Annotated in this window: 14 protein-coding genes; 3 read left to right on the forward strand and 11 right to left on the reverse strand. The window is 71.2% G+C overall.

What is annotated here, in order from left to right; all coding sequences use genetic code 11:
* Positions 1-68 precede the first annotated feature (68 nt).
* Entirely contained in the window at positions 69-6,536 is a 6,468-nt protein-coding gene (locus tag IU476_RS30685; protein ID WP_195105785.1) for a type I polyketide synthase, read from the reverse strand.
* 266 nt (positions 6,537-6,802) lie between these two features.
* Here IU476_RS30685 and IU476_RS30690 point away from each other — a divergent pair, with 266 nt between their 5' ends.
* Positions 6,803-9,067 (forward strand): MMPL family transporter, encoded by a 2,265-nt coding sequence (locus IU476_RS30690; protein WP_195105786.1) that lies wholly within the window; start codon positions 6,803-6,805, stop codon positions 9,065-9,067.
* A 38-nt stretch (positions 9,068-9,105) separates the two neighbouring features.
* Positions 9,106-9,939: a hypothetical protein gene (locus IU476_RS30695; protein WP_195105787.1), complete on the forward strand. Its 834-nt coding sequence runs from the start codon at positions 9,106-9,108 to the stop codon at positions 9,937-9,939.
* 60 nt (positions 9,940-9,999) lie between these two features.
* Here IU476_RS30695 and IU476_RS30700 read toward each other — a convergent pair whose 3' ends face one another.
* The 10 genes from IU476_RS30700 to IU476_RS30745 all read right to left on the reverse strand — a co-directional run bounded on the left by IU476_RS30700 (position 10,000) and on the right by IU476_RS30745 (position 21,984).
* Entirely contained in the window at positions 10,000-11,064 is a 1,065-nt protein-coding gene (locus IU476_RS30700; RefSeq protein ID WP_195105788.1) for a cobalamin-independent methionine synthase II family protein, read from the reverse strand.
* A gap of 110 nt (positions 11,065-11,174) precedes the next feature.
* Positions 11,175-12,332 (reverse strand): AI-2E family transporter, encoded by a 1,158-nt coding sequence (locus IU476_RS30705; RefSeq protein WP_195105789.1) that lies wholly within the window; start codon positions 12,330-12,332, stop codon positions 11,175-11,177.
* Between the two features lie 50 nt (positions 12,333-12,382).
* Positions 12,383-13,597, reverse strand: coding sequence for a cytochrome P450 family protein (locus IU476_RS30710; RefSeq protein WP_324194451.1), 1,215 nt, complete (start codon positions 13,595-13,597; stop codon positions 12,383-12,385).
* A complete protein-coding gene (locus IU476_RS30715; RefSeq protein WP_195105790.1) occupies positions 13,594-14,871 on the reverse strand; it encodes a cytochrome P450 family protein in 1,278 nt (425 codons plus the stop codon). The genes IU476_RS30710 and IU476_RS30715 overlap by 4 nt, the downstream gene beginning before the upstream one ends.
* The gene (locus IU476_RS30720) at positions 14,868-15,440 is read right to left on the reverse strand and encodes a GTP-binding protein (RefSeq protein WP_438944088.1); all 573 of its coding nucleotides are present in this window, start codon (positions 15,438-15,440) and stop codon (positions 14,868-14,870) included. Before IU476_RS30720 ends, IU476_RS30715 begins: the two co-directional genes overlap by 4 nt.
* Before the next feature lie 28 nt (positions 15,441-15,468).
* Positions 15,469-15,831 carry a DUF742 domain-containing protein gene (locus IU476_RS30725; protein ID WP_195105792.1) on the reverse strand — a complete coding sequence of 121 codons (363 nt, stop codon included), beginning with the start codon at positions 15,829-15,831 and terminating at the stop codon, positions 15,469-15,471.
* Positions 15,828-16,238, reverse strand: coding sequence for a roadblock/LC7 domain-containing protein (locus IU476_RS30730; protein WP_195105793.1), 411 nt, complete (start codon positions 16,236-16,238; stop codon positions 15,828-15,830). Before IU476_RS30730 ends, IU476_RS30725 begins: the two co-directional genes overlap by 4 nt.
* Positions 16,235-17,830: a sensor histidine kinase gene (locus IU476_RS30735; protein ID WP_195105794.1), complete on the reverse strand. Its 1,596-nt coding sequence runs from the start codon at positions 17,828-17,830 to the stop codon at positions 16,235-16,237. Before IU476_RS30735 ends, IU476_RS30730 begins: the two co-directional genes overlap by 4 nt.
* A 557-nt stretch (positions 17,831-18,387) precedes the next feature.
* Positions 18,388-21,573, reverse strand: a complete 3,186-nt coding sequence (locus IU476_RS30740; protein ID WP_195105795.1) for an acetyl-CoA carboxylase family protein — start codon at positions 21,571-21,573, stop codon at positions 18,388-18,390.
* A 39-nt stretch (positions 21,574-21,612) separates the two neighbouring features.
* Positions 21,613-21,984 carry an RsbRD N-terminal domain-containing protein gene (locus IU476_RS30745; protein WP_195105796.1) on the reverse strand — a complete coding sequence of 124 codons (372 nt, stop codon included), beginning with the start codon at positions 21,982-21,984 and terminating at the stop codon, positions 21,613-21,615.
* Positions 21,985-22,273: 289 nt separating this feature from the next.
* Here IU476_RS30745 and IU476_RS30750 point away from each other — a divergent pair.
* The coding region (locus tag IU476_RS30750) for an RsbRD N-terminal domain-containing protein (protein ID WP_500048438.1) at positions 22,274-22,743 on the forward strand (470 nt) is incomplete at its 3' end.

Here is a 22,743-nt window from a genome sequence, read left to right on the forward strand (position 1 = left end):
CAGTGTCGGCTCGAAACCTGCCGAGCGACACCGTGATCCGGGACGGGCGTGTGTGCGTTGGCCGGTCGCTATCCGACCGTCGTGGCGACGGCACCTGCCACCGCGCCCTGAGCACCGTTGCTCCCGCCACCGTTCGTCGCGGACCCGTTGCCGCCCGAGCCGTTGCTCGCCGCCCCCTCGGCCGCGGGCTCGGCGAGGCCCGTCACCGCAGGCACGGCCTGCGCCTGTCCCGGCTCGTGCGCGAGGATCAGCTCGGCCACCTTCGGTCCGGCCTGTTCCAGGCTGAACGACCGGCCCATCTGCAACGACATCAGGTCGATGCCGAGGGTCTTGGTGACGCGGGCGCCCAGCTCCACGGCCATCAGCGAGTCCAGGCCCAGTTCGGGCACGGGGACGGTCATGTCGATGGACTCCACCGGCACACCCATCACGACCGCCAGTTCCTCGGCCATCTTGCGCGCGACGAACGGGCCGCGCTTGTGCTCCTCCATCGCCGCCAGCTCGGCGTGCAGCTGGGCCAGTTCGGAGGTGTCCTTGGCCGAGGCCTGCGCCAGCGCGACGGTGCGCCCGGTGCGCGTCAGCTGCGGGAAGGTGCCGGTGAGCTTGGCCCAGTCGGTCGGGATGATCGCCGCCCGGGTCGCCCCGAGCCGCAGCGTCTGCTCCATGTAGGCGGTGGCGTCGGACATGTCGATGGGCCCGAAGCCGACCAGGTCGAGGTACTTGACCGCGGTCTCGTCGGCCGCCATGCCGCCCGTCGCGCCGGACAGGTGGCCCCACCCGATGGTCAGCGCCCGCTCGCCGGCGCGCGCCCACTGCTCGGCCAGCTGCTCGACCGCGACATTGGCCGCGCAGTAACTGAATTGGCCGTAGATGCCGTACATGGAACCGCCGGAGGAGTACAGCACGAACATGTCCAGTTCGATGCCCGCGGCCTCGACGGCGTCGTGCACCGCGCGGGCGCCGTGCACCTTCGGCAGGTACACCTTGGCCAGCTGTTCGTGCTCCAGCTTGCTGATGCGGTTGTCGGCCACCGCGCCGGCCGCGTGGAACACCCCGCGCAGCGGATGCTCCGGGCTGTGCACCCGGGCCACCATCGCCGCGACGGCCTCGCGGTCGGTCACGTCGACGCGCTCCTCGATCACCTCGACGCCGACCGTGCGCCAGGCCTCGAGCTGCCGGCGCGCCTCCTCGGTGGTCGCGCCGCCGCGGCCCAGCAGCACCAGCCGGCGGGCGCCGCGCAGCGTCAGCCAGCGGCCGGTGGCCAGGCCGAACCCGCCGAACCCGCCGGTGACGAGATAGGTTGCGTCGCCGCGGATCTCGACGTCGGGCAGGTAGGGCCGCACCGGCGGCTCCGGCGAGTCGATGCGCAGCGCGATCCGGGTCAGCCCGGTCGAGCGGATGGTCTCCTCGAAGGCCTTGCCGACCTCGTGGGTCTCGAACATCCGGTACGGCAGCGGCTGATAGGTGCCGTCGGACACCTTCTCGTACACCCGCTGCAGCAGGTTCGCCAGCCGCTGCGGGCGCACCGCCACCAGGCGGTCCAGGTCCATCGAGTAGTAGGCGACGTTCTTGTCGAAGTTCGCCAGCTCCAGCACGCCGCCGGTGTAGATGTCGGCCTTGCCGACCTCCACGATCCGCCCGAATTCCGCGACCGCGTTGAAGTTCTGCCGCAGGATCTCCCCGGGCGCGCTGCTGAGCACCACCTCGACGCCCTGCCCGCCGGTCAGCTCGAGCACGTCGTCGACGAAGTTCAGCGAGCGCGAGTTCAGCGCGTGGTCCGCGCCCAGCGACAGCACGTGCGCGCGCCGCTCCTCGGTGCTCGCGGTGCCGATGATGCGCGCGCCGTGCGCCTTGGCGACCTGGATGGCGGCCGTACCGACGCCGCCCGCGGCGCCGTGGATGAGCACCGTCTCGCCGGGTTCGAGCCGGGCCAGGTCGAGCAAGCCGTACTCGGCGGTGCCGAAGGCGATGGTGCTGGTGCAGTAGCCGGGGTCGGCGTCGGGGGGCAGGACGACCGCCAGCTGACGGTCCACGATGGCGTAGCGGCGCATCATGCCCTTGGCCGCGACCGCGACCAGGTCGCCCACCGCGACGTCGGTGACGTCCGCCCCGACCCGCACCACGGTGCCGACGCCCTCCATGCCGGGCACGGTGCCGAAGTACGTCGGCGCCAGCTCGCGCTCGCCGAGCAGGCCGATGACCTTGAGCGGGTCCTTGTAGTTCAACCCGATCACCTGCATCCGGACCTCGATCTCGCCGGGTTCCGGTGCGCGGCGCGGACATTCGCGCCACGCCAGTGCCGACAGCAGCCGGGTGCGCGGCAGCTCCAGCGTGAAGTTGGCCTCGGGATCGGTCAGCGGGGCGGCGGTGTCCAGCGCCTCGAGCCGGTCCGGCAGCGGCTTGGTCACCACCGGGACCCAGCGGACGCCGTCGCGCAGCAGCACCTCGTCGGAGTTGTCGAGCGAGAACGCGCCCGGCACAGCCAGTTCCGCCACCAGATCGGCGATCGGGGTCTCGGGCTCCACGTCGATCAGCCGCCACCGCAGCGGCGTCTGCTCGTTGAGCAGCACCCGGCGCGCGCCCGCCAGCGCGGCCTGCCCGGTGTCGGGCGGGATCGGGCTCTCCGGCAGGCTGAACGCCCGCTCGGTGACCAGGGTGGCGTGCACCGACCCGTCGCCGAACACGCTCTGCGGCGACTCCCCCTCCACGGGTGGGTTGGCGAATTCGTCCACGGCGACGGCGAGGCGCTTGAGGGTCCACAGCGCGCCGAGGTCGTCGGCGGTGTCGCCGGCCACCAGGCACACGTGCACGCGCTGGGTGTCGTCGGCCTTGGCGGCGGCCAGGTTCGCCACCAGGCCGGCCTCCAATTCCGGGTCACTCGGGTCGGCGAGGTAGAGCCGCGAGCCCGGCAGCGCGGCGGCGAGTTCGCCTGCGCGGCCGCTGTTTCCGAGCGCGACGACCACGATGCTGGCCGTGCCCGCGTCGCGCAGCGCAGCCGGGTCGACGGGGTCGCGCTGTTCCATGGTGTCGCCGTAGTAGAAGTCGGCCATCCGGTGCAGCGGGTCGTCGCCGGGCTTGAGCGCGCCGATCTGCAGCCCGGTCAGGCGCATCACCAGGTTGTGGTCGTCGTCGAGCAGGTCGACGTCCGCGCGCAGCCGGGCGTGCGCGCTGCGCCGCGCGACCACGGTGATCCGCTCGGGCAATTCGGCGAGCAGCCGCACCGCGGCCACCCCGACCGGCACCATCACGCCCTCGTCGATGCGCTCGTCGGCGAACAGCAGCGCGGCGCTCTGCATGGCGGCGTCGACCACCGCCGGGTGCGCCAGGTGGCCGGAGTCCGCGGCGATCGAGCCGTCGACCGTCGCGACCACGGTGTCCTTGCCGACCCGCACCGACGTGACGCGCCGGAACGACGGCCCGTACTGCAGGCCCGCGGCGGCCAGGCCGGAGTAGAACATCTCGGGATCGACGTCGAGGCCGACGTCGATGGTGGGCACGGTGGCCTTGGTCTGCTCGTGGCTTCCGGTCAGCGCCCGCCCGGAGGCGTGCAGGGTCCAGGCCGTGCCGGTGGCGCTGCGCGAGCGGATGCTGAACCGGTTGCTGGTCTCCTCGATCGTGATCGCCATCAGCGGCACGTCGGGCGCGCCCATGATGAGCGGCGCCACGAACCGGACCTGTTCCACCGCAACGCGTTTGACGCCGAGCTGGGTGGCGGCGGCGCTGAGCGCGGCATCGAGGTACCCGGCGCCCGGCATGATGCGGATCCCGTTGACCACGTGGTCGGCCAGCCACGGCAGCACCTCGCTGCCGACCTGGAGCAGCCAGTTCGGCCGTCCCTCCACGTCCGGGTCGCCGAGCATGGCGTAGGTGCCGGGCGAACCGAGCCGGGCCTGCTCGAACAGCGGCAGCGGCGCGTGCAGCCGGGTGCGCTGCCAGGGGTAGCGCGGGACCGGCACGTGCGGGGTGGCCGCGCGCTCGGCCGGGAACAGGAAGTCGCGGTCGAGCACGCCGGCGGCGTGCAGGCCGATCAGGGTGCGGCGGATGCTCTCCGGATCGGTCTGGTCGCGGTCCAGCGTGGGCACCGTGGTGCCGGTGACGTCCGCGCCCAGCAGCGCCTCGCGCACGTTGCCCGACAGCACCGGATGCGGGCCTACCTCCAGGAACACCCGGCTGCCCGCGCCGATCAATTCGGTGATCGCGGAGGCGAACCGCACCGGCTGCCGGACATTGGCGCACCAGTAGTCGCCGTCCCAGTCGCCCTCGCTGACCCGGCCGCCGGTCACCGTGGAGTACAGCGGCACGGTCGGCATCCGCGGCGTGAGCCCCGCCAGCGCGGTGCGCAGCTCGTCGAGGATCGGGTCCATCAAACGGCTGTGGTAGGGCACCTCCACCTTCAGGCGGCGCGCGAAAACACCGTCCTGAGTGAGCTTTTCGGCGATCTCGTCGAGGCGGCCCTCGTCGCCGGAGAGCGTGACGCCGCTCGCGCTGTTGATCGCCGCGACGTCCACGCTCGGATCACCGGCGACCAGATCCTGCGCCTGGTCGGGGGTCAGGCCGACCGCGAGCATGCCGCCCGTTCCGGCCGTGGTCGCCTGCAACCGGGCCCGGTGATACGCCACCAGCACCGCGTCCGACAGCGACAGCATCCCGCTCACATACGCCGCCGACACCTCGCCGACGCTGTGCCCGACGATCGCCGCGGGCCTGATCCCGTACTGCTCGAACTCGCGAACCAGGCCGACCTGCACCAGGAAGTTGGCCGGCTGGGCGACCGCGGTGGTGGTCACCCGCGACTCCTCCTCCGGCCGCAGTAGTTCCTCGATGATCGACCAGCCCGCCAGCGCCTGGAACTCCCGATCGATCTCCTTCGCCGTCTCGGCGAAAACGCCTCCGGCGGTGAGCAGTTCGCGGCCCATGTTCCAGCGCTGCGGACCCATGCCGGAGAAGACGAACACCGGCTCGGCGGCGCGCGAGACGATGGTGCGCGCCGCGTCGCGGCCCTCGCCGCTCGCGTACTGCCGCAGCTCCCGAACCAGGTCCTCGGTGTCGTCGACGAGCACGCCGGTGCGGAAGTTGTGGTGCGCCATCCGGGTCCACGCCGCCTCGGCGAGATGGTCGGGGTCGGCGCCCGCGCTGATCAGGTCGGCGAAGCGGCCGGCCAACGCGCGCGCGGCGCCGGTGCTGCGGCCCGAGATCGGCAGGATGCCGAAGTGCCGCCGCGACTCGGGCGCGGGCGCCGGTTCGGCGCGGTACTCCTGCAGGATCGCGTGCGCGTTGGTGCCGCCGTAGCCGAAACCGTTGACGGCGATGGTCATTTCGGGCGCGCCGGGCGCCAGCGGCTCAGCCTCGGTCTGGATGTGCAGACCCAGTTCGTCGAACGGGATGTCCGGGTTCGGCTTGTCCAGCCAGCCCTGCGGAGGCAGCGTCCGGTGGTGCACGGCCAGCGCGGCCTTGATCACGCTGGCGACACCCGCGGCGGCCTCGGTGTGGCCGATCGTCGCCTTCACCGAGCCGACGCCGATGGTGCCGCTGCGCCCCGACGGCGCGCCGAACACGCGGCCCAGCGCGCGCAGTTCGACCGGGTCGCCGACCAGGGTGCCGGTGCCGTGCGCCTCCAGGTAGGTGATCGAATCGGGCGCCAGACCCGCACGGGCACAGACCGATTGGGCCAGCGCGGCCTGCGAGTCGACGTTCGGGACGGTGATCGCGGTGGTGCGGCCGTCCTGGTTGGAGCCGGTGCCCTTGACCACCGCGTAGATGCGGTCGCCGTCGCGCACCGCGTCGTCGAGCTTCTTCAGCACCACCATGCCCGCGCCCTCGCCGCGCCCGTAGCCGTCGGCGGCGGCGTCGAAGGACTTGCAGCGGCCGTCGGCGGCCAGGAAGCTGCCCTTGCACATGAGCACGAACGTCTCCGGCTGCAGCATCACGTTCACGCCGCCCGCCAGCGCCACGTCGCAGTCGCCGTTCTCGAGGCCCTGGCACGCCAGGTGGAACGACACCAGCGACGACGAGCACGCCGTGTCGACGGTAATCGCGGGCCCGACGAGGTTGAGCGCGTAGGCGATTCGGTTCGACAGCATCGTGTAGGACGCGCTGGCCGGGGTGTGCATGTCGGTGTGGAACAGTGCCGGGCCGACCACGCCGATGACCGACTGGTCCACCACGAACCCGCCGACGTAGACGCCGACCGAGCCGCCGGCCGCGCGCCCCGCCATCCCGGCGTCGTCGAGGGCCTCCCAGGTCACCTCGAGCATCAGGCGCTGCTGCGGGTCCAGTACGGTCGCCTCGCGCGGGGAGATGCCGAAGAAGTCGGGATCGAATTCCCACGGGTCGATCGTCATGAACGCGCCGCGCTTGGTGTAGGCGCGGCCCGGAGTCCGCGGCTCCGGGTCGTAGTAGCGACGGTAGTCCCACCGGTCCGCGGGAATGTCGACGACACCGTCGCGCTTGTCGACAACGAAATCCCAGAAGGTATCGGGAGAGTCGATTCCCCCCGCAAACCGACAACCGATACCCACGATTGCAATATCCGACACGCACATCCTCCCGGACTCGGGTGTTTGTGATCGCCGTTCGGTGCGGCGATTCGTTGGATGGAGGTCACGCCGTTGACCCTGATCGGGGTCAGCATGGCCGAGAAACCAGGCAGTCGGCGTGACTCCTTCGAGATCTTTGTAAACATCGCTGAATCCGGTTGTCCCGGACTGTGATGTCCCCTAACGGAATTTCGCGATCGCCCACGCGGCGCGCGCCCGGTCCTATGGTTTGCTCGGGGTCGCACGAGCACAGAGAGGGAGCGGGTTTGTTCGCCGAGTTCACGCGCTGGGCAGAAACGGTGGTGCGGCGGCGGTTCACGGTGCTGGGCGTGACGGTGCTCGCGCTGCTCGCGCTGGGCGCCTACGGCCTCGGGCTGGGCGAGCACCTGAGTTCCAGCGGCTGGGACGACCCGACCTCGGAATCGGCGCAGGCCGCGCGGCTGAAGGACCAGGTCTTCGGCCACGACCACAGCGCGGACGTGATCCTGCTGTACCACGCGCCCGAGGGCGGCACCATCGACGATCCGGAGTTCGCGAAGACCGTCGTGGACAGCCTCGACAGCCTGCCACAGCGGTATCCGGGCGAGATCAGCAAGATCAACGGCGCGTACTGGCCGACCGAGACCGGGATGACGCTGCCCGAACTGTTCGGCTCGCCCGATCACCGGCACGCCTTCGCCTCGGTCGCCATCGCCGGGAGCAGCGACACCGAGATGATGCGAAACTATCGAAAGGTGCAGTCCGCCTTCGACATTCCGGGCATTCGCATGGAGGTCGCGGGCGGGCAGGCGGTCGCGGGCGCGCTCAACGACACCATGGCCCACGACCAGCGGCGGATGGAGCTGTTCGCGATCCCGGCGGTCGCGGTGCTGCTGTTCTTCGTGTTCGGCGGGGTGGTCGCCGCCGCGCTGCCGTTGCTCATCGGTGGTCTCACGGTGCTCGGCGCGTGGGGCATCATCCGGCTGTTCACCACGGTGACCGAGGTGAATTCCTTCGTCTCCCCGGTGGTTTCGATGATCGGGCTGGGGCTGGCGATCGACTACGGGCTGTTCATCGTCAGCCGGTTCCGCGAGGAACTCGCCGACGGGCGCGACGTCCCGGAGGCCGTGCGGCGCAGCGTGTCCACCGCCGGCCGCACCGTGATCTTCTCGGCCACCATCGTGATCACCGCCGCGGCCGGAATCCTGTTGTTCCCGCAGGGTTTTCTGCGTTCGTTCGCCTACGGCTCGATGGTCACCGTGGCGCTCGCCGCGCTCACGGCCGTCACCGTCCTCCCGGCCATGCTCGCCATTCTCGGGCGGCGCGTGGATTGGTTGAGCTGGAACAGGTTTCGGCGCACGCTGCGTTCGGCTCGTGCGGGGGCGGACCCCACCGGCCCGGCCGACGCCCGAGCGCTGCCCGACCCCGCCGGATCCGACAACGCCTGGGGCCGGTTCGCCGGGTGGGTGATGAAAAGGCCGCTGGCGGTGGGCGTTCCGGTGTGCGCCGTGCTGCTTCTGCTCATCGCGCCGGTGGTGCACGTCTCCTTCGGCACCATCAGCGAGCGGTTCCTGCCGCCGGACCATCCGGCCCGGTTGGCGCAGCAGCACTTCGACGAGATCTTCCCGCTGCGCCGCATCGACCCGGTCGACCTGGTGCTCATCACCTACGACGTGCGCGACATCGATACCGTACTGGCACAGGCGAACCGCGCGCCGGGCCTGGAGGCGCCGTTCCCCGCGCTGCTGCAGCGGCCCGCGCAGTCCAACGTCTTCACCACCAACACCGTGCTCGCGCGTTCCGCCGACGCCGACGCCACCATCGACTACCTGCGCTCGATGCCGCTGCCGAACGGCACCATGCTGCTGGTCGGCGGTCAGCCGGCGGTGGAGAAGGACAGCGTCGACGCCTTGCTGAAGCGGATGCCGCTGATGATCGCGCTGGTGTTCCTCGCCACCACGGTGCTGCTGTTCCTCACCTTCGGCTCGCTGGTGCTGCCGCTCAAGGCGGCGGTGCTCAACCTGCTCGGCCTCGGTTCCACGCTCGGCATTCTGACCTGGATCTTCGTCGAGGGCCACGGCTCCGGGGTGCTGGGTTTCACGCCGCAGCCGATCATGTCGCTGGTGCTGGTGCTGATCATCTCGGTGATCTACGGGCTCTCCACCGACTACGAGGTGTTCCTGCTCGCCCGCATCGTCGAGGCGCGCGCGGCGGGCGCGTCGACCACCGAGGCGATCCGCACGGGCATCGCGGGCACCGGCCGGATCATCACCGCGGCCGCCCTGATCCTGCTCGTCGTCACCGGCGCGTTCGCCCTGTCCGACCTGGTGATGATGCAGTACATCGCCGTCGGCATGGTGGCGGCGCTGTTCATCGACGCCACGGTGCTGCGCCTGCTCCTGGTTCCCGCGACCATGAAACTCCTCGGCGAGCTCTCGTGGTGGGCGCCCGCCTGGATGCGCCGAGCCCACCGCCGCATCCACCCGGCAGCACCCGCCCCTCCCGTCCCCGAGGTCACGCTCCGGGCGAAAGACCACGCGCCCTCGACTTGATCCGCTCGCGCGGGTGCACGGCGGTACAGTGAGCCGCAATGGATCTGGACCAGGCCGGTGGTCACGCGGCCGCGCGGGTGGCGGACGCCCGCCTGCGGCCGCGCGAACGGCTGCGGCTGGCCGCGGCGTTCTATCCGGCCCACGTGCCGGGGTATCAGCGGGCCGAGCTGACCTTCCTCCGCTGGGAGCTGGAACGCGGCGTCTTGGATCCGGTGTCCGGCAGCCCGTGGTGGCGGGCGGTCAACGATCGGCTGTTGCGCGACAAGCTCGCCGCCCGCGCACTGTGGGACGCGGGCGCGGACACGGCGGTGCCGGGCGTGCGGCGCTGGCTGGAGTTCCTGGCCGCGCCCTCCCCCGCCACCTGGTACCGCGCGCACAATCGCAGCATCGTGACCGGATACCTCGACAACGCCCGGCTGGCCGAGGCGGAACTGCCGCCCGAGCGGTTCATGATGAACGTGACCCTCGTGCGGGTCCTGTTCGCCCACGCCCTCGCCGAACGGCCGGACCTGGCGCTCGGCCGGCTGGGCCGCGCCGCGCGGTACCTGGCCGACCCGCGCGGCGGATCGGTCCGCATGTTCCTGGACCTGCGCAACGTGTTCCCCGAGCGATATCCCTTGCACGGCATGACGATCGACGAAGTACTCGCACGCGAAGGCCGGGTCGCCCGCACCATCGACTACGGCCTCGTCCTACCGAAACTGTCCGACCTGTACCGCTTCGCCGCCGACCGGCTCGACGAACCACGTCTTCCCGCCTTGGCCGCGAACGACGTATTACGTTACGCCCGAACCGATGTCGGCCGCGACATGCTCCGCCCCGACCCTCTCAGCCGCTGGGCCGCCGCCCTCACCGGTGCGCGCACCCGCTGACGCGCACGCCGGATCCGGGCAACTCGGCTACTCCCGCCCGCTTTCTACGCGCCCGCGCACTCACACCCCCAATTCGGCCGCCGCCAGCGCGGTCCCCTCCAACCTCGCCCGAATCTTCGCGAAGGCGATCTCGCGGGAGGTGGAGGTGTCGTCGGCGAAGGGGGCGAAACCACAGTCGTCGCAGGTGCCCAGGCGGTCCACCGGCAGGTAACGGGCGGCGGTGAGGACTCGGTCGCGAACCTCCTCCGCGGTTTCCACCCGCGGGTCGATGGGGTCGGTGACGCCCACGAAGATTCGAGCGCCGGCGGGCAGGTGCTCGGCGATGACGCTCAGCACCTTGTCCGGATCGGGCTCGCTGGCCAGTTGCACATAGAAGGCGCCGGCCTTCAGCTGCAACAGTTTCGGCAGCAGCGCCGCGTAGTCCACGTCGAGGCTGTGGGTGGAGTCCTGGTCGCCGCCCGGGCAGGTGTGCACCCCGATCCGCGCGCGCTCCTCCTCGGAGAAGCGTTGCAGCACAAGGTTGTTCAACTCGATGAAGCTGTCCAGCACGCCGCCGCTGGGATCCAGTTTCAGCGACAGCCGACCCTCGGTGAAGTCCAGCTGGACCGTGTGCGCGCCCGCGTCGAGGCAGCCGCGGATGTCCCGCTCGGCCTCGTCGGCCAGATCCGCCAGGAACCGCTCGCGCGGGTAGCCCTCGATCCCCTCGGCCGGATACAGCAGGCTCAGCGCCGACGGCGCGATCACCGCCTGCTTCACCGGCACCTTCGAATGTTTCTGCGCGGCAAGCAGATAACTCACCGCGAAGGCCTGATAACGAAACGGCCCCGCGGTGAGGCGGGGCAGCTGCCGCTGGTGGCCGTCGGCGAACGGGATGACCGCGCCGTCGGGCGCCAGCCCGGGCAGCCCGGTGATCGGATAGGTGGCGAAGCTCGGCTTGGCCTGCTCGCCGTCGGTCACCACGGGCGAACCGAGGGCGGACAGGGCGGCGAGGGTGTCGGCCACCGCCCGCTCCTGCCGGGCGGCCAGGGCCGCCGCGTCGAGCGCGCCGGATTCGTATGCCGCCAATGCCTCGAGCAGATCGGCGGGACGGGGAATGCTGCCGATGGGTTCGGTCGGAATACTCACTCCGCGAGTGTAGGGTCCGCGACCGCCGCACCGGACCGGAATCGATTGCCCCGGTGGCACATTCACAGCAAGATCGTTGCCTCGGCGAACTTTTCCGCCGCGCCGCCGAGTCAGTCCGGCTGCGCCACAGTGTCGTCGGTTTCCGCGCCCGGCGGCGTGGTGACCACGTCGATCTGCTCGCCGATGTAGCGGATCACCACCGCCACCACCGCCGCGACGGGCACCGCGAGGAACGCGCCGACGATCCCGAACAGCGAGCCGCCCGCGGTGACGGCGAGCAGCACGATCACGGCGTGCAGCTTCATGCTGCGGCTCTGCAACACCGGTTGCAGCACGTTGCCCTCGATCTGCTGGACCGCGATGATGATGCCCAGCACGATCAGCGCCGTGGTGAAACCGTTGGCCACCAACGCGACCAGCACCGCGAGCGCACCGGCGACGAACGCGCCGACCATCGGGACGAACCCGCCGATGAACGTGATCACCGCCAGCACCAGCGCCAGCGGCACGTGCAGGATCACCAGGCCGGCCCCGATGAACACGGCGTCGATGAGGCTGACCAGCGCCTGGGTCCGGATGAACCCGCCGAGCGTCGACCAGACCCGGTTCAGCACCGCCTCGAAGTGCCGTCCGCCCCGGCTGCCCAGCAGCGCGTGCAGCCACGGCAGGAACCGCGGCCCGTCCTTGATGAAGAAGAACGTCAGGATCAGCACCAGGAACAGGGTGACGACCGTCGAGGTCGCGGTGGTGACGCCGCTGAAGACACCGGACGCGATCCGCTCGGAGCTGGACTGCAACCGGCTCACGATCGCGTCCACCGCCGAGTCCAGTTGCTCCTGCCGAATATTCAGCGGCGGGCCCTGCAACCAGTCCTGCACCTGGTGGACACCGGCGGTGGAGCGGTCGGCCAGTTCGGGGGCCTGGTCCACCACCGACGGCACGATCAGCGCGATGATGCCGGAGAACAAGGCGAGGAAGCCGATCACCGAGGTCGCGGCCGCCGCGGCCGGCGGGAAGCGGTGGTTGGTGAGCCAGCGGGTGGGCGGCCACAGCACGGTCGCGACGACGAGCGCCAGCAGCACCGGCAGCACCACCACCCACAGCTTGGCGATCAGATACGCCAGCACCCAGGCGCCCGCCGCCACCGCCACGATGCACACCGACCACTTCGCCAGCCACAGCAGCCCGGTGCCGATCACCGTCCCGCGGTCCGGCGGCGGCACGCTCGGAACGGCGTCGTCCGCGGGGAGATTCGTCGTGTCGCTCACCCGACCAGTCTGTCACGGCGTCCGGTCGGGACCGGGTCGCGAATCTCCGGTCAGCGCAACCGCACCGGAAATGCCGCGAGATCGTTCTGCGTCAGCACCGGCAGATTGCGGATCTCCGCGACGGGCACGTCGAGCCGGAGCCCGGGGAAACGGTCGAACAGCGCGGGCAGGGCGATCGCCGCCTCCAGCCGGGCCAGCGCGGCCCCCGGGCAGACGTGCGGGCCGTAGCCGAAGGAGATGTTGCGGTTCGCGGTCGGGCGGGTCAGGTCGAACTCGTCGGCGTCGGCGCCGTGCACGGCCGTGTCGCGGCCGATCGCGCGGTACGACATCACCACGCCCTCGCCCTTCTCGATCACGGTGTCGCCGAGGGTGATGTCCTCGGTGGCGAACCGCATCAGCAGGTGGATCACCGGGCCGTCCCAGCGCAGCGTCTCCTCGACGGCCTGTTTCCAGTCGACCTCGCCGCGGCGGAGCAGATCGAACTGGTCGGGGTGGGTCAGCAGCGCCCGCACGGTGGCGAGGATGAGACTGACCGTGGTCTCGTGCCCGGCGGCCACCAGCGCCTTCAGATTGCCGACGACCTCTTCCTCGGTCAGCGGCTCGCCGCCCTCGTCGGCCTGGATGAGCGCGGTGGTGAGATCGTCGGTGGGCTCGGCGGTCTTCTTGCGCACCATGTCGTAGTAGTAGTCGTCGAGTTCGGCGATCACCCGCAGCCGCTCGTCCTGCGGGGTCAGCAGCGAGAAGAACTTCTTGTAGGCGTCCAGCAGCATCGGGTGGTCCGCGCGCGGCACGCCCATCAGTTCGCTGACCACCCGCATCGGCAGCGGGTAGGCGAACACGGCCTTCAGGTCCACCGGCTCGTCGCCGGCGGCGGCCAGGTCGTCGAGCAGTTCGGCGACGAACCGTTCGATCATGGGCCGCAACGCCCGCAGCCGCCGTGGCGTGAGGGCCTGGGTGGTCTTGATCCGTAATCGGCGATGCTCGGCGCCGTCGACGGTGAACATGGAGCGGCCGGCGTCGATCATGCCGATCAGCGGCCACTGCCGCGTCACCGCCCCGGAGGTCCACAGCGACCACGCGCCGATGTCCTTGACCAGCCGCGGGTCCACCAGCAGCCGGCGGGCGAGAGCGTGATCGGTGATCGTCCAGGCGGGCACGCCGAGCAGTTCCAGCCGGGTGACCGGGCCCGCGGCGCGCAGCCGGGCGGTCTCGCCCGCCAGATCACCGATCATCGGGTCGACGACGAGGGGACAGTGTGCGTTCACGGCATACCTCCGACCGCGCGAACGGGAGTGAAACGTACCGGGAGAGAGGTCATTCCGCGCAGGAACGGCGACGGGCGGCGCACCAGGTTCTGCGGGGGCACCGCCAGGTCGATGTCCGGCAGCCGGTCCAGCAGCACCTCGATGCCGGTGCGCGCGATGATCTCGGCGATCTGCTGCGCCGGGAACGGGCAGCGGTATTCGCCGTGCCCGAAGGCGAAGTGCGCGCTGTTGCCGGAGTGCGCGGGCTCGGTGTCGGCGACGTGCTGGCGCACGTGCGGGTCGGCGTTGGCCGCGGCCAGTCCCAGCAGCAACAGGTCGCCGCCGTGAATCACCTTGTCCGCCAAGCGGGTATCGCGCGCGGCCCAGCGGCCGGCGAGGATCTGGGTCGGGGTGTCCTCCCACAGCGCCTCGTTCATGGCCTGCCCGACGCTGCGGCGGCCGCCGCCGAAGGCGGCCGCGAAACGCTCGTCGGTGAGCATCAGCCGCAGCGAGTTCACCAGCCAGTCGGCGGTGGGCAGGTGCCCGGCCGCGATGACGGCCTGCAGGTCCAGCGCGTACTCCTCGTCGGTGAACGGCTCGGGCGAGCGCAGCATCACCGACACCAGATCCGGGCCCGGCCGTTCGTGTTTGATCGCCACCAGCCGGTGCATCAGTTCGCTGAAGCGCTGATAGGCGGCTTGGGCGTCCGCGCCGCCGTCGGCCAGGGTCTTCATCGTCCAGGCCAGTTCGGGGGCCTCCGCGTCGGGGATACCGAGCACCCGGGCCAGCGCCAGCACGGGCAGCAGCTCGGCGAACTCGGCCATCAGGTCGGCCTCGCCGCGCCCGCAGAAGGAGTCGATCAGCTCGTCCGCCAATTCCTCACAGGTGCGCCGCAATTCGAACGGATCCACCGCCTCGAGCGCCGGTTCGACCATCGCGACGTGGCGGCGGTGCTCGGCGCCGGCGGTGAAGTAGATCGACGGCATGGGCTGCCCGACCATCGGCAGCAGCGGCCAGTCCTCGGGGATGTTCGGCCACTGGTTCCAGCGCGCGACGTCGCGCGGGAACAGCTCCGGGTCGCTGGTCACCTGATGCAGCTCCCGGTAGCCGATGACCAGCCACGCCGGAATGCCGCCGACCAGCTCCACCGCGACCACCGGCCCGTGGTCGCGGCGCATCTCGGCGTAGAGGCCGTGCGGGTCGGTGTGGAACCGCGGGCCGCTCAGCGGCACCAGCCCGGGTTCGGTGCGGACCGGGCAACCGGCGGTGTCGGCCCCGAGGTCGGGCAGGCTCATGACGCGGTCTCCGGGACGCGGGTGGCGGCGGCGTGGAGGTGTTCCACGAGGGTGATCAGCACCCGTTTGCACGAGGCGCGCGAGCGGGCGTCGCAATCCAGCAGCGGCACACCGGGATCGAGGTCCAGCGCCGCGCGGACCTCGTCGGGATGCCAGGACTCGACGCCGAAGTCGTTGCACGCCAACACGAATCGGGTGCCCTGGTGTTCGAGGCGGTCGATCGCGTACCAGCAGTCGGCGATCCGGCGGGGGTCGACCAGCACGACGGCGCCGAGCGCACCCGCGAACAGGCGCTGCCACAGGAACCGGAACCGCTCCTGGCCCGGGGCGCCGAACAGGTACAGCACGTGCTCGTCGTCGAGGGTGAGGCGGCCGAAGTCGAAGGCGACCGTGGTGGTCGTCTTGCCGGGCACCGCGGTCGAATCGTCCACGGCCGCACCGGCATCGGTCATGGTCGCCTCGGTGTTCAACGGCCGGATCTCGCTGACCGAGCGCACCATCGTCGTCTTCCCGACGCCGAAGCCGCCGACGATCACGAGCTTCAGGCCGTGCCGCACGCTGCTGCTCAGCGGCGCGTCGGCGCGGGCCGGGGACGAATCAAAGCTTACGGAGTCCAACGAGAACCTTCTCCAGGGTGGCCGCGTCGGTGACCGGGGTCCAGGTGCCGGGCAGTTCGGCGGCGGGGTGGCGGACGGTGATCTTGCCCGCGTGTAGCAGGTCGGCGAGCAGGATGGTGGCGATGCCGACCGGCACCCGCAGCTCGGCCGCGATCTCCACGACGGCGGTCGGGGCCCGGCACAGCTCCAGGATCGCGGCCAGTTCGGACTGCATGCCGGGCGTCGGGTCGCATTCGCTCACCACGAGGGTCACCAGGTCGAAGACCTCGGAGTCCGGGCGGCTGCGGCCGCCGGTCAGCGTGTACAGCCGGTCGGGATCCTCGTCGCGGATCGCGCCCGTCACGGCACGCCCCGGTCGCGCGGCGCGGCCGCCAGGTACTCGCCGAGCTGTTCGACCAGCTCGCGCATGTTGTGCCCGATCAGCCCGGCGTCGGCGTCCTCGGTGGCCACGACCGCGATGTGCGCGCCCGTGCCGGCCTCCACGATGAACAGGATGCCGCCGTAGAACTCGGTCATCGATTGCCGCACTCCGCCACGGCCGGAACCGAATTCGATCGAGGCGCCGTGCGAGAGGCTCTGGATGCCCGCGGCGATGGCGGAGAGCTGATCGGCCTGGTCGACCGACAGTTCGGGGGTGTGGCAGATCTTCAGCCCGTCGCTGGACAGCAGCAGGGCGTGTCTGGTCTGCGGGGTGCGGGCCAGCAGCTGTTCGAGCAACCAGCCCAGCTGCGCCGTCGTGGATGTGGTCATAGATCGTTCTCCAGTGCAACAGAAGGGATCTCGGCCGCGGAGTCGCGCCCGGACACGGCCCGCTGGAAGGCGCCCAGTGCGGAGCTGCGCGCCGAGGAAGCCGGTTTCCACTCCGCCCCCTCGGATTTCGTGCCCTCCCCCGCCTTCGGCAGCCCTCCGGGATGCGCCGCCGCCAACGTGTCCCCCCGCCGCCGCTTCGGCAGCCGCGGCCCCGACCCCTCGGCGCGCGTGGTCTCGGCCACCGCGCCGTCGGAACCGCCTTCGGACACGTCACGACCGGCATCGCGGGCCGCGGTCGACAAGTCTTGCGCGCCAGCGCCTGTCGCGGCGGTTCCGCTGTCCGAGGGATCCGGTGCGGCGGTGCTGGACGCCGCGCTGCCCTCCGGCCGCCTGCGGGGTAGGTCGTTCTGCGGGAGCACGTCGACGGAGACGGTGCGCAGGGTGGCCGTGTCCATGTCGGCACCGGCCGCTGACGCGTTGTCGCGCAACGCTTTACCCGGCTGGTGGATGGGAAGGTGGCGGTTGGTGGTGGCGGGCGACGCGGCGCGGTCGACGCGGGTGACGAGGTCGCGCGGCACGATCACGACGACGGCGGTGCCGCCGATGGCCGAGGGGCGGTAGGACACCGTGAGCCCGTGTTTGCGGGCGAGGTGGCCGACCACGGCCAAGCCCAGGCGCGTGCCGCTCAGTGACGAAAGATCTACGCCGCCACGGCCTTCGGCGTCGGCCCCGGACACCGCGCGCTCGGCCCGGCGCAGCGCCGACTCGCTCATCACCAGGCCGCTGTCCTCGAGCGTGATCACCACGCCGGCGGGCACCTCGGTGGCGTAGACGTGCACCTCGGTCGTGGGCGGGGAGAAATTGCAGGCGTTGTCGAGCAGTTCGGCCAGCGCGTGCATGATGCCCTCGGCGGCGTGCCCGGCGATGCCCACTCCCGCGACGGCGCGCAGCCGGATGCGCTGATAGCCGGCCACCCGGCCCATCGCGCCGCGCAGAATCGATTCCATGGCAATGGGTTTGGCCCAGCGCCGGCCGGTCCGCGCGCCGCTGAGCACGGCGATGCTGTCGGCCAGCCGGCCCGCCTGGGCGGTGCGGTGGTCCAGTTGCAGCAGATCGGCCAGCACCCGCGGGTCGGCGTGCCGGTGCTCCATCTCCCGCAGCTCCGCCAGCATGCTGGTGCTGAGCGCCTGCATGCGGCCCGCCGCGCCGGCGAAGGCCGCCAGCGCCGCGGCCCGGCGGGCGTCGCTGCGCTTCGCCTCCCGCGCGTGCTTCTCGGCCGCCTCCTCCGCGGCGGCGACCCGCGCGGCGGCCTCGGCGTGCGCGGTGACGATCACCTCGTCCGCCCGCGCGGCCGCCGCCCGGTACTCGGCGGCGAGGACCCGGAAGTGCACGGCCGCCGCCACCGCGACGCACAGCACGACGGCGGCCCCCGCGGCCCCGATCGCCGAGGTGACGCGGAACCCGTCGGGTGTGGCCACGACGGCCGCGACGGCCAGGCAGCCGCTCACCACCGCGCACGCCAGCGCGGCCAAGTAGGCGGGACGAATCCCCCGACCGGCACGTGCACCGGTTTCCGCATTCGGCGAAGCCATTGAGACCGCCAACTCCCGCACTCCAGCCCCCGACAACCAGGAGAGATACCAATCGGCCGCACCCCCGGGGCAGAAGTCAAAGACCCAGGTAGACAGGCGGATTCGAAAAACTCGGCACGAGCTTAACCGCACCGGCTCGGCGCCGCCACCCGAAGCGGCGGATCGATGCGATTCACACCGCGGCACGCGAAACCCGAACAATCGCTTGGTAATTGCTGGCGGGACCTCTCGCGCCGACGCCGCCGGACGCGCACCCGCCGAGGCGCCCGGCCCGGCGACGCCGGCTATCCGAGATCGCCCGTCCGCGGCAGGACGGGCGAGTACGAGCCGAAGGGAACGGCTCGCGTCTCCCGATCGCACGGCGTCGAACGCCACGCAATCACCAGGCAAACATACCGCGCGGCGACGGCCGAACGGCCTCGTTCGAACAGGTTAGGGGGTGATATATGTAACTGCTATTAACATGCCTGGTCAGCGGCGATATAACCGCGCTACGGAAAATGCGGACCCGTTAGGGGATCAACGAACTGGACGTATGCTCCATTACCCCCGCGCGCTCAGCACAACGTCCGGATCCAGCGGCGGGTATCGGCCGGGTCGATCACGTCGTCGAGTTCGCCGACGGCCGCCGCGGTCAGCGCCTTGCCGTTGTCGTAGGCGAACCGCACCAGATTCTCGAACGCCGCCTGCCGCTCACCCGGGTCGGTGATCGCCGCAAGTTCCTTGGCGAACCCCAGGCGCACCGCGCCCTCGAGACCCATCCCGCCGATTTCGCCCGTCGGCCAGGCGACGACGAAGCGCGGCCCGCGAAAAGACCCGGCCGCCATGGCTTGTGCGCCGAGCCCGTATCCCTTGCGCACGACGATCGTGCCGAACGGCACCCGCAACGCGGCGGAGTCGACGAACAACCGGCTGAACTTCGTGACCGTGGCCTCCCGCTCGGCGTCCGGGCCGACCATGAAACCCGGTGTGTCGCAGAGGGAAACAATCGGCAAACCGTGCGCGCCGCACAGTCGCAGGAAGGCGCCGAGCTTGTCGGCGGCGGGCGCGTCGATGGCACCTCCGAGATGGCGGCAGTCGTTGGCGATCACGCCGAACGGCCTGCCCTCCACCCGCATCAGCGCCGTGACGATGCCGATCCCCCAGTCGCGGCGCAGCTCGAGCACCGATCCGAGGTCGGCGACGGACTCGATCGCGGCCCGGATGTCGAAGGCGCGCAACCGGTTCTCGGGCACCACGTGCCGGGCCAGCCGCGGATCGGGCGCTTCCCATTCCGTCAGTGCCCCTTGGAAATACGACAGATACCGGCGGGCGGTGGCGACCGCGTCGGCCTCGTCGGCGGCCACGATGTGCACGACTCCGTTGCGCCGCTGCACCTCGATCGGGCCGATGTCCTCCGGGGCGTACACGCCCAGCCCGCCGCCCTCGATCATGGCGGGTCCGCCCATCCCGATATTGGCGTCCGGCGTGGCGATGACGACATCGCACATGCCCAGCAGCGCCGCGTTTCCCGCGAAGCACCGCCCGGACACGATGCCGATCAACGGCACCTGCCCCGACAACGCGCCCATCGCGCGGAAGGTGGTGACGTCCAAGCCCGACAGGCCGCCGTGGTCGGTGTCGCCGGGCCGCCCGCCGCCGCCCTCGGTGAAGAAGACGACGGGAAGGCCTCGCTCGCGGGCTATTTCGAGCATGCGATCGGTCTTGGCGTGGTTGCGCATGCCCTGCGTCCCGGCCAGCACCGTGTAGTCGTAGGACATCACCACGGCGCGGGCATCGGGGCCGAAACGATCGGCGTTCACGGTGGCGACACCGGCGACGAGTCCGTCGGCGGGCGTCCGGGCGATCAGGTCCTCCAGGCTGTGCCGCTGCCGCTGGGCCGCCACCGCCAGCGCGCCGTACTCCACGAAGCTGTCCGGATCGACCAGGTCGGCGATGTTCTCGCGGGCGGTGCGGCGGCCCAGCCGGTGCCGCTTGGCGACCGCGTCCGGGCGGGCCGCGTCGGTGCCGATCTCGTGCCTGCGCAGCACCTCCGCCAGGTCGGCGCGCACGAGATCCACGTCCGCCGTGTGGGTTTCGTCGACCGTGCCGTCGTGGTCGGCCTCGGCCCAGACCAGCAGCACCGCGTGCGGGTCCACGACCGCCCCCGGCGCGACGGTGTGGCGCAGCACCCGCAGCGGCCGTTCCGCGCGCACCACGTGCTGCATCTTCATCGCCTCGAGCACCGCCACCTCGGCACCGGCGGCATGAACCGAGCCGGGTTCGGCCAGCGCGATGACGGTGCCGCCCATCGGGGCACGCACGGCCTGCTCACCGTCGGACAGCACCGGGTCGGCCGCCGGGGCAAGCGGATACGCCCGGGAGCTTGCCCCCGACGCCGGCGAGCGCGGCGAGTCGTAAACGGCCGCACGCGCGCGTATTTCATCGAGATTGCTCTCGAACCAGGAGGTCGAGACGGGACCGCCGAGTTCATCGAGCACGGCGCGCAGCAGCGCGATATTGGTGTCGATGCCGGACACCACCGTCTCCGCCAACGCATCCCCGCAACGCCGGACCGCGGCCGAGAAACTGGAGCCGCGCGCGATCACCTTCACCAGCAGCGAATCGAATCGCGCGTCCTGCCGGAGCCCGGCGAAGCAGGCCGTGTCGGCCCGCACACCGGGGCCCGCCGGAGGCGCGAACCGCGTCACGACGCCGCTGGCGGGTAGCGGAAATCCCTCGGCGCCAAGGGTTTCGGCGTTCACGCGGGCTTGCACCGCCCAGCCGCGAGGGTGCTCGGGCAGCGCCAGGTCGGCGAGCGAGCGACCGCGCGCCAGTTCCAGTTGCACCGCCACCAGATCGACGCCGAACACCTCCTCGGTCACGGTGTGCTCGACCTGCAATCGCGGATTGACCTCCAGGAACCACGCGTCGTCCCCGTCGACCAGGAATTCGACGGTGATCACCCCGCGGCAACCCACCGCTTCAGCGATCCGCGCGGCCGCGCCGTGCAACCGATCACGCACTGCCGCAGCCAATTCCGGCGCGGGCGCGATCTCGACGAGCTTCTGGTGGCGGCGCTGCACGCTGCAATCGCGGTCGCCCAGCGCCACCGCGCGCGTGCCGTCCGCCACCACCTGCACTTCGATGTGACGGGCCGCGGGCGCCAGCGCCTCCGCGTAGAGGGTCCCGTCGCCGAAACCGGCCAGCGCCTCCGCCGCGCACCGCCGATGGGCGTCCTCGATCTCGTCCGCCGCGCGCACCACCCGGATACCGCGCCCGCCGCCGCCCGCGGCCGCCTTCACCACGACCCCGCGCGGGTGATCGGCCAGGAGCGCGGCGATCTCGGCGGGACCCGCGCCCGCCGCGGTGGCCGCGAGCACCGGCACCCCGGCCCGCTCGGCGGCCGCGCGGGCGGCGACCTTGTCACCGAAGACGCGCAGCGCCTCCGGCCCGGGGCCGACGAACACCAGCCCCGCCGCGGCGCAGGCCGACGCGAAATCGGCGCTCTCGCTGAGGAATCCGTACCCGGGATGCACCAGCGCGCCCGGTCCGGCCGTGCGCGCCGCGGCCACCACGGCCGCGACGTCCAGGTAGGCGGCCGCACCCTCGCCCGGCAGCCGCACCGCGTCGTCCGCCAGCCGCACCGGCAGTGTCTCGGCGTCGCCGCCGGTATGCAGGATCAGCGTCGCGTAGCCCTGATCACGAGCGGTCCGCAACAGCCGGACCGCCACCTCTCCCCGATTCGCCACCACCAGATGCATAGGGCCACGATCGCACACGGTCGCGACGGCTCCGGGCCGCTACGCGTCCCCGCGCAGCTCCCGCAGGTAGCCCCGGGAGACCGCCGAGGTGAGCACGTCCAGCACCCGGACCACCGCGGCGGTGTCGACGCCGCGGCCCGTCCGGTGCGGATCGGAACCCACCTGCTCGACCATCCCGGCGATGCTCTCGTGGATCGCGTGGTGCACGGTGTCGATCGGCACCGCACTGCGGGCGCACTCCGCGGCGGCCGCCTCGAGTCGCGCCAGCAGGTCCGAGGTCGCGGCGTCGGAGGCGTCGAGCAGCACCAGCGCCAGTTGCAGTCCGACCTGTATCAACGTTCCGGAGCCCTTCGGGATGCGCGGGCGCGGCGGCCGGCCGGCCCGCTCGTCGCCGGAGCCGTCCTCGTGCATGGTTTTCCTCCCCGCGGGACCAGCCGGCGATGGTGAGTCGGTGCAGTGCCGACGACGGTAGGGGCGCCGCGCCGCGCGATCGAATCGCCCAGCAAACTTTGGGTCCGGAAGCCGTTGGTCACCTGACCGGTTGGGACGGATCACAGCGCGCGACGCGCCGCAGGCGTTGTTACGGATCACCAATCGCCTCGACCGCCGTTTACCGGATCGAACAGATCCCGGACGGCGGCACGCCAATTAGGTTACTGGCGAGTTAAGTTGGTGCGACGCCGTCGAAGGGAGTATCGCGATGTCTGTATCCACTCCGGACCGACCCGGCCTCACCGTCTCCGGACGACCCATGTCCTCACCCCTCAAAGACGTCTGGGCCCTCTCCCGCCACATGGTCGGCCACTTCGTCGAAAACGTCGCCCCCTGCGGCACCCTCCCCGGCGACGCCATCCACGGCGACATCACCACCATCACCCGCACCTGCCTCGAACTCGCCATCAGCATGCTCGACGGCCACAACATCCCCGAAAAAACCGAACGCCTCCACGACGCCGCCGCCGCCTGGGCCCGCGAAGGCGTCCCCATCGACACCATCCACCACGCCATCCACGAAGGCTTCAAAATCGGCTTCGACCTCGTCCTCACCCACACCGCCACCAAACACCCCACCACCACAGACACCGACACCAGCACCAGCACCAGCACCGGCGACGACACTCACACCACCCTCACCCGCACCGACTACGACAACCTCATCGGCGGCGCCAA

The organism is Nocardia blacklockiae (assembly GCF_015477355.1).
Lineage (GTDB): Bacteria > Actinomycetota > Actinomycetes > Mycobacteriales > Mycobacteriaceae > Nocardia > Nocardia blacklockiae.

Coding starts and splice junctions, on each gene's coding strand:
- IU476_RS30695 (WP_195105787.1), top strand. CDS start 9,106: ATGGATCTGGACCAGGCCGGTGGTCACGCGGCCGCGCGGGTGGCGGAC.
- IU476_RS30715 (WP_195105790.1), bottom strand. CDS start 14,871: ATGAGCCTGCCCGACCTCGGGGCCGACACCGCCGGTTGCCCGGTCCGC.
- IU476_RS30730 (WP_195105793.1), bottom strand. CDS start 16,238: ATGACCACATCCACGACGGCGCAGCTGGGCTGGTTGCTCGAACAGCTG.
- IU476_RS30735 (WP_195105794.1), bottom strand. CDS start 17,830: ATGGCTTCGCCGAATGCGGAAACCGGTGCACGTGCCGGTCGGGGGATT.
- IU476_RS30740 (WP_195105795.1), bottom strand. CDS start 21,573: ATGCATCTGGTGGTGGCGAATCGGGGAGAGGTGGCGGTCCGGCTGTTG.
- IU476_RS30745 (WP_195105796.1), bottom strand. CDS start 21,984: ATGCACGAGGACGGCTCCGGCGACGAGCGGGCCGGCCGGCCGCCGCGC.